The organism is Oligella sp. HMSC09E12 (assembly GCF_001808505.1).
In the GTDB taxonomy this organism is placed as follows: Bacteria; Pseudomonadota; Gammaproteobacteria; order Burkholderiales; family Burkholderiaceae_B; genus Oligella; species Oligella urethralis.
In genome coordinates this window covers 68,329-75,881 of record NZ_KV793599.1, presented here as the reverse complement: position 1 = coordinate 75,881, position 7,553 = coordinate 68,329, and the positions used below count along the sequence as shown (strand labels likewise).

Genomic DNA, 7,553 nt, shown 5'->3' with positions numbered 1-7,553 from the left:
GGGTTTGCCAACCTCGCTGGGCAAACACAAAAAAAGCTGCGACTTAAAACCGCAGCTTTTTAATCGAGGAGGCCACTCACTTTTTAGCCTCGTCTTTTTCCAAACGTTTGTCTAGCTTTTTATTTGCTTCTTTAAAATCTTCATACCTCTCTTTACAGGTCTGGGTGAACTGCTCTAAATCACCCTCCATGGACTCAAAGGATGCTCTCAACTCCTCAGCTGCTTTTACAGCCGCGTCTTTAGCTTCGGGGAATCGATGCAAGCGATCCTCAAGCGCTTGGAAATAGTCTAAACACTCTTTAGGTAAATCATCGCGGGGAATAGCACTTAAGGGACTGTCATCACCCATCGCCTGCTCCACCGCCCCTGGCAGCTCTTCCTCAGTACCATCCCGAGACATCTTCTCAACCACCTCAGCTGAAGATGCTTCATTGCTGTCAGCCTTTTTAGGTTGAGGCTTATCGGGCGAGCCTGCACCAGCATAACCCGTGCTCGCTGGACTACCAAGCGAGTTGGCTTCTTCAACGTGAGTGTCATTCGTATCAGTATTGCCGTGAGCTATTAAGGCAAACGAAGCGAATAATGTTGCTACTAATATTTTTACTTTCATCACACCACCTCTATTGTGAATGGTTAAAAACTAAGCTAATAAACAATTAAGGGATATTAGTTAGTAGTGATTCAAACACTTCTAAAGCTATTTAAACCACATTTTGCAAACTCAGCTATCTCTGCCTCACTTGCGCTTCCTTTTTTTGCTTCACCAATATGACTAATAAAAGCAAAAGAAGTCAGTCAAGTTTAACCATCGCTTGTGATGAACGCTATTACCAATCTATGTCAGATGCGACATATTATTACGAGAAGGAGATCAGTCTAACCATGTTTAGCTGGGATTTTTGCAGGCGGTCATGCTATTACTTGTTGACCATGATGAAACGTTCAGATCAGGCAAACTCTGCAGCTTCCTGAGAACACAAATGCAAAAAGCCACTCCGAAGAGTGGCTTTTTTATCTATTTATTCTACATGGTCAAGCCATGTGAACAATTAGAAGCGGTGCTGTAAACCAACAACTGCTTGAGTTGCTGTAGCTTTCGCTTTACCGTTGAAGTTTTCGTAACGCTCTTTACCTTCAGCCCAACCGTAAGCTGCTACGCCGTATACGGAAGTGCGCTTAGATAAGCTGTGACGGTAGCCTAAAGCAAACTTGTGAGATTTAACTTTTACATTCTCATTCCACTCTTTGTTTTTAGAAGTGTTACCAGCGTAAGAGAACATAATCTTACCAGCATCACCCACAGGCGCAGATAAACCACCTAACCAAGAGTGCTGACGTAAACCTTCACCACCGATAGCAGCTGGATTGGTTCCGCGCATGTTAGAAAAAGCCGCAGCTGTTAAGTCACCGATACCATCATCTAATTCGGCGTCAGGATTAACGTGACCATCAATTAAAGCACCGTACATTAAGTGCAACTTAACTACATCAAAGTCATAAGTAGCACCAACGTTCCATGCTTTAGTTTTAGTTCTTACGTCCTCAAGATTACCTGGATTAGTGTTCTTATGCTTACCATCAATATAGTCAAATGAAGCACCTAGATAGATAGGACCTGAAGTAAAGCCCAAACCAGTAGTTACACCAATTTGACGCTTAGTTTCTTTATAGCTACCAGTAGCAGTATTCGTCTTTTCTTCTTTATCAGAGTGAACTAAACCAAGACCAAACTGGAAACCGCTGTAGTTAGGAGTTACATACTTAATAACACCGTCGTTACGCTCAGATAACGAACTACCAAAAACTGCAGTAGCAGAAGCTAAACCACCACCAGTACCAAATGGATCAACAGGCGCTACAAAGGTATCAGCAGCGTTGTACTGACGACCGATAGTGAAAGTACCCCAGCTATCACCAGCCAAACCAACATAGGCCTGACGACCAAATAAGCGACCGCCCTGAGCTGATTTACCATTATTAAGATTAAAACCGCTCTCTAATACGAAGATAGCAGATGTACCGTTACCTAGGTCCTCTTTACCTTTTAGACCCCAACGGTTACCGTTAAGAACGCCACTATCAACACCATTTTCACGTACTCTTACCTTGTTGCCTTGGTAATCGCCGCGGAACTTAGTCTCAGTCTGTTTAAAACCGTAACCAGCGTCAACTAAACCGTATAAAGTGACAGATGATTCTGCGTGAGCAACACCGGCGAAACCGGTAACAAGAGCTGCAGCTAGCAAAGTCTTTTTCATTTGTTAAATCTCCGTAGATTTGAGTAATTAGAACAGTATTCGCAACATCCACTTGTTTGAATGACTGCCCTCTAAATATTCCACAAAGGGAAGATGTGTTTATTGCACCAAATTTTGAGTGTTTTGACTACTCTTAAACTCAAAATTCTCTTTTTTTTGTTGTTTTAGTCGCGCTTCTGTTGCCATGAGGCAACAAAAAAGAACTAAAACAACAACCCTAGGTCTTGCTGCTTGTTGGTATTCTTAAGAAAATACTTTAAGTTAGAACCCCAACTACTTCATACAAACAAAACCAAACAACAACTTCAGTTTACCTGTTTTTAGCGATAAAACAACGTTTATGTTGTATAAGCGATACGTTTTTACTGTATTTTGTTATTTTTATACAACAAAAACACCTTAAATCTCACTTTTACGTAGCTTGTGCACAACAAGTCAAGCCAATGCATTGCGCTTAATTTCCAAGCACATCGCTGATATACACGACGACTCCCTTTATCCACCTACCTATTTTCTATAGGCAAACAAAAACCACTGCCGTAGCAGTGGTTCATACTTTGTTTTAGTCAGCAGAGGTCGAAGCCCCCACATCACCAATAGACTAGTCGACTAATTTCACTGAGCCTTTCATGATTGCAAAGTGACCAGGGAATGAGCAAAAGAACTCATAGTTCTCACCCTCTTCAAATACAGAAGGCTTAAACTTAACAGAGGTCTCCTCACCGCCACCAACCATATCGGTATGGGCGATGATGCGCTCATCGTCTTTATTTAAGTAGTCATTAGCAGGACCCGCTGCAGCTGCCTCAGTAGCGATAGCTTGTGCATCAGCAGCTTTAGAAATCACGACGTTATGACCCATAGCTGCTTTAGGTAAGTTACCAACGTGTTTAAGGTTAAGCGTCACCTCGTCGCATGACTTGCTGACTTCGATTTCCTTAACATTGTACTGCATGGCATCGTTACCCTCGATATTGATGGTGCACTCAGCAGCCATCGCAGGGGCAGCAGCAGACAATAAAGCAGCTAAAGCGAATAATTTGATTTTCATACTATTTTCTCCTAGCAAGTGGTAGGTTCAACTAAATTATAGTGAATTAGATGATAGCCTACCATTAATAAATACAATAGTGAAACCGAAATAGTAACAACTCCTGACACCCAGCTGTCATTCCGGTCGCCCTCTCTATAATATAGCCAGTTGCCAATTTATCAAGTAAATCTCGGGCACAAAGCTTGCGTTTAAGCAAAGCCTGGGGATTTAATCATCCACTAACTTACGTGACAATTCACGCGGCAAGGGGAAAGCGACATTTTCTTCAATCCCCTGCATTTTACGAACTGAAATAGCTCCTAACGCCTTGAGACGAGAAATCACGTCCTGCACTAGCACCTCAGGTGCCGATGCACCCGCCGTAATACCAATACGCTGCGCCCCCTCCAACCACTGAGGATTAATACACTCGGGCCCATCCACCAAATACGAGGGACAGCCTAGACGCTCAGCCACCTCGCGTAAACGGTTAGAGTTAGAACTATTAATACTCCCCACCACAAAAAACACATCACATTCAGGCGCCATCATTTTCACCGCATCCTGACGGTTTTGCGTAGCATAGCAAATATCGCTCTTTTTAGGCTCAACAATATTAGGAAAACGAGCCTTTAGTGCAGCCGTCACCTGAGAGGCATCATCCACCGATAAGGTGGTTTGAGTCACCAAAGCCAAACTATCTGGATTCTCAACCACCAGATTAGCTACATCCTCCGGCGTCTCCACCAGATGAATACGCCCCTCAGCCTGACCGAGGGTACCCTCAACCTCCGGGTGCCCCTTATGCCCAATCATGATAATTTCAAGATTGGCATTGTGCATTTTCTTCACCTCCATATGCACCTTGGTCACCAGCGGACATGTCGCATCAAAGACCTGCAGACCACGACGCTCCGCCTCCTCCCGCACAGCCAAAGAGACACCATGCGCAGAAAACACCACAATTGCACCTGCCGGCGCCTGATCCAGCTCCTCAATAAAAACCGCACCCTTGGCGCGCAAGGAGTCAACCACAAAGCGATTATGCACAATCTCGTGGCGCACGTAAATCGGCGCCCCATGAAGCTCCAAGGCTCTTTCTACAATATCAATGGCGCGGTCCACACCGGCACAGAAGCCGCGTGGCTCGGCTAAATAAATCTCAGCTTGCTGAGGCATGACTACATCACTCCCAGAATCTCTACATCCACCTTGATATCGACACCACTCAGCGGATGATTAAAATCAATTAAGGCACTGTCGCCATCCCAACCCATAAAAACGCCGGCATACTTGCTACCATCGGGTGCCATAAACTCAAGCATATCCTCCACCTCAAAATCCGCATCGGCACCCGCATGCTGATCAAGCAGCTGCTTAGACACATGGATTAATAAATCCGGATTACGCTCGCCATAGGCCTCTGCCGCAGCCACATGATAAGTCAGGCTATCGCCGTCCTTTAAACCAATTAATGGCGCTTCTAACCCTGGCAACCACTGACCAGAACCCAACAACAGGGTTGCCGGCTTAGCGTCGAAAGTATCAATAAATACCTGCCCCTTGCCCTTTCCGGAATCCAAGCTGATGCGGTAATGCAAGGTTAAATACGAATCTGCATGGACAATATTACTCACTTTTGCGTTTTTCCTGAGGCTTTAAGCCATAGTTAAGTTTCGATTAAACACTTATTGTACCTAAAATGAATACACCACATACATTTCAAGGCCAAGAGCGACCTAGAGAACGCTTATTACAGCATGGACCCAAAGTCCTAACCACTCCCGAACTACTTGCCGTGGTACTGGGCACCGGTGCGCCTGGGCGCGATGCCGTGCAATTCAGTGCTGAATTACTGGAGCAGTTTAGCGGTTTACGTAATTTATTAGCAGCCGACTATAGCGATTTGCGCCGCTTTAAAGGCATGGGTAATGCTAAAATCTGCCAGCTTCAAGCCATTAATGAACTAGCCGGACGCAGCATTGAGGAGGAGCTACGCCAAAGCGACACGCTCAACAATTCACAACTGGTAAAGCGCTATTGCATCAATCGCTTAGGGCATCTGGCGGTGGAGCATTGCATTGCCATTTATCTTGATGCTTGCTATCGACTCATTTGCTGCACTGAAGTTTCACGCGGCACCCTCAGCCGCACCACCGTCTACCCAAGGGAGGTGGCAGTGGAAGCACTCAAATTTAATGCCGCCGCCGTGATCCTTGCGCATAACCATCCCTCAGGCTCCGCTACCCCCAGTGAGTCAGATATCGCACTCACCAAGCACCTGCATAAGGCATTAGCACTGATTGATGTCACCCTACTGGATCATATCGTAGTGAGTCAAAAAGAGGCGAATTCACTATCAGAACTCGGGCTATTTTAACTAAAAAGTGGCGTTAGGGCTGTATACCCCGACGCCACTAGCTGTAAATGCGAGTGGGTGCAGCCTATTTAGGCCATGCGCTGAACCGCACTCGCTGGCAGTTGAGCCGCCGCCTTTTCATCAATAATAAAAAGTGTATTCGGATGCCGCTTAAGCATTGAGGCAGGCATTTGCTCATCATAGTCACTGGCATACAGTGCCGCCACCACGTCCGCTTTATTCGCACCCGTGGCAATAAAGAGGATCTGCTTAGCCTCCATAATATCTTTCATGCCCATGGTCACTGCGCGCGTTGGCACCTCATCCATGGAATCAAAAAAACGACTATTATCGATACGTGTCTGCACGGACAAATCAATCACATGCGTGCGGCTATCAAAGGGCGTGCCCGGCTCATTAAAGCCGATATGACCATTACCGCCCACCCCTAACAACTGCAAATCAATCCCACCATTGTCCATAATCTTTTGTGAATACTGCTCACAGTGTAGCTCAACATCCACAGGCGTACCATCCGGCACAAAGGTTTTAGACTTAGCAAAGTTCAGATGATCAAATAAATACCGATTCATATAGTAATGATAACTTTGCGGATGATCGGCCGATAAACCAATATACTCGTCCAAATTAAAGGAGCTCAACTGCGACACATCCAGCCCCTGTGCCTTCACATCCTGACAAAAACGCGCATACACCGGCTCCATGGTGCTACCAGTCGCCAAACCCAAGATCGCGGCAGGCTTATCCTTAATTAATTGAACTAAGCGCTCACTGACAAATTGAGCAACAGCAGATGGATCCTTAAAGACTAAAAACATGGTTTTGCAATATAAAAATGAGTGGGAAAGGTATTATAAAGTAATTCGAAAAGCGCTTTAAATGATTGCCATCAGCGCCACAAAAATCCCTCCTATGATAGTCAACAGCATGACAGTTAAGGGGTAAAAAACATGTTCAAATTGTTAAATCTAAACTATTGACACGCTCTTCAAGCGGATAATAAGGACATTCACCGTGAAACATCAAGTTACTTTTATATTTAACCCCGATCAGCGCTTAGAATACACGCTAAGCGATTTGGATCTTAGCGAGACTTCCATTGAGGCAGCACAGCAGTGGCTCTACGCCAAATGGGAGGAGCTCGAGTGCGAGCCCTTTCGCCCCAGTGGTAAGGTGCTGCTATTAGACCGCATCCTAGGTATTGCGCAGGAGGTTGGTTACCATGAGCTAAACGATCATCCCGCCCTGGCTGAAAACTTTGCCAAGCATATTGCCATTGCCTTGGACTCCGCCCATGTTACGGTCGATATGCCGGCTCTGATCGTCGCCTCCTAATAGGCGCTGCCACGGCTAAGGCACTGATTTTAAAGTGCCATTTTGAAAAGCTATTTAGCCTTTTCGCAACAAAAAGACGGATTTTTATTCGTCTTCACTTTTATTTGACAGGGATATTTGTTATACTGCCCTGCTATTAACAGGATACGTGGCCTCCATATGGTATGTGAGGTTGGCGACCCAATTAGCACTATATACGGATTTATCATGAAAGAAGGTATTCACCCTGAGTACCGCGATGTGGTTTTTTTAGACCAACAAACCGGTAATCATGTCATTATTCGCTCAACTGCACCAACGCGTGAAACCATCGACATCGACGGCCAAACTTACCCGTTATACAAATGTGATGTGACCTCTGAATCACACCCTTTCTATACCGGTGCACAGACTCGCGTTGTTGAAACCGGTCGCGTTGAGCGCTTCCGCAATCGCTATGCAACTACAGCTGGCGCTTTAAAGAAGAAAAGCAACTAATCAGCATTGATTAGGGTAGCACAGAGAGCAGCCTGATGGGCTGCTTTTTTTATTTATAATCGCTCTAACA

9 protein-coding genes are annotated in these 7,553 nt (G+C 45.3%); 3 read left to right on the top strand and 6 right to left on the bottom strand.

Going from position 1 to position 7,553, the window contains the following annotated elements:
* Positions 1 to 76: 76 nt before the first annotated feature.
* The 5 genes from HMPREF3179_RS09045 to HMPREF3179_RS09025 all read right to left on the bottom strand — a co-directional run bounded on the left by HMPREF3179_RS09045 (position 77) and on the right by HMPREF3179_RS09025 (position 4,928).
* Positions 77 to 610 (bottom strand): hypothetical protein, encoded by a 534-nt coding sequence (locus HMPREF3179_RS09045; protein ID WP_048766997.1) that lies wholly within the window; start codon positions 608 to 610, stop codon positions 77 to 79.
* Positions 611 to 1,049: 439 nt separating this feature from the next.
* Positions 1,050 to 2,258, bottom strand: coding sequence for a porin (locus HMPREF3179_RS09040; RefSeq protein ID WP_048766996.1), 1,209 nt, complete (start codon positions 2,256 to 2,258; stop codon positions 1,050 to 1,052).
* Positions 2,259 to 2,859: 601 nt separating this feature from the next.
* A complete protein-coding gene (gene azu / locus HMPREF3179_RS09035; RefSeq protein WP_070470809.1) occupies positions 2,860 to 3,309 on the bottom strand; it encodes an azurin in 450 nt (149 codons plus the stop codon).
* Between the two features lie 210 nt (positions 3,310 to 3,519).
* Positions 3,520 to 4,470: a 4-hydroxy-3-methylbut-2-enyl diphosphate reductase gene (gene ispH, locus HMPREF3179_RS09030; RefSeq protein ID WP_018026382.1), complete on the bottom strand. Its 951-nt coding sequence runs from the start codon at positions 4,468 to 4,470 to the stop codon at positions 3,520 to 3,522.
* A 2-nt stretch (positions 4,471 to 4,472) separates the two neighbouring features.
* Positions 4,473 to 4,928: an FKBP-type peptidyl-prolyl cis-trans isomerase gene (locus HMPREF3179_RS09025; RefSeq protein ID WP_018026383.1), complete on the bottom strand. Its 456-nt coding sequence runs from the start codon at positions 4,926 to 4,928 to the stop codon at positions 4,473 to 4,475.
* A gap of 65 nt (positions 4,929 to 4,993) precedes the next feature.
* Here HMPREF3179_RS09025 and radC point away from each other — a divergent pair, with 65 nt between their 5' ends.
* Positions 4,994 to 5,671: a RadC family protein gene (gene radC, locus HMPREF3179_RS09020; protein WP_018026384.1), complete on the top strand. Its 678-nt coding sequence runs from the start codon at positions 4,994 to 4,996 to the stop codon at positions 5,669 to 5,671.
* A gap of 68 nt (positions 5,672 to 5,739) precedes the next feature.
* On the opposite strand, the gene nagB is transcribed toward radC, so the two are convergent.
* Positions 5,740 to 6,489: a glucosamine-6-phosphate deaminase gene (nagB, locus tag HMPREF3179_RS09015; RefSeq protein WP_070470807.1), complete on the bottom strand. Its 750-nt coding sequence runs from the start codon at positions 6,487 to 6,489 to the stop codon at positions 5,740 to 5,742.
* Positions 6,490 to 6,685: 196 nt separating this feature from the next.
* On the opposite strand from nagB, the gene HMPREF3179_RS09010 reads away from it, so the two are divergent.
* A complete protein-coding gene (locus HMPREF3179_RS09010) occupies positions 6,686 to 7,006 on the top strand; it encodes a hypothetical protein (RefSeq protein ID WP_070470805.1) in 321 nt (106 codons plus the stop codon).
* Positions 7,007 to 7,213: 207 nt separating this feature from the next.
* Positions 7,214 to 7,483 (top strand): type B 50S ribosomal protein L31, encoded by a 270-nt coding sequence (locus HMPREF3179_RS09005; protein WP_018026387.1) that lies wholly within the window; start codon positions 7,214 to 7,216, stop codon positions 7,481 to 7,483.
* Positions 7,484 to 7,553 lie beyond the last annotated feature (70 nt).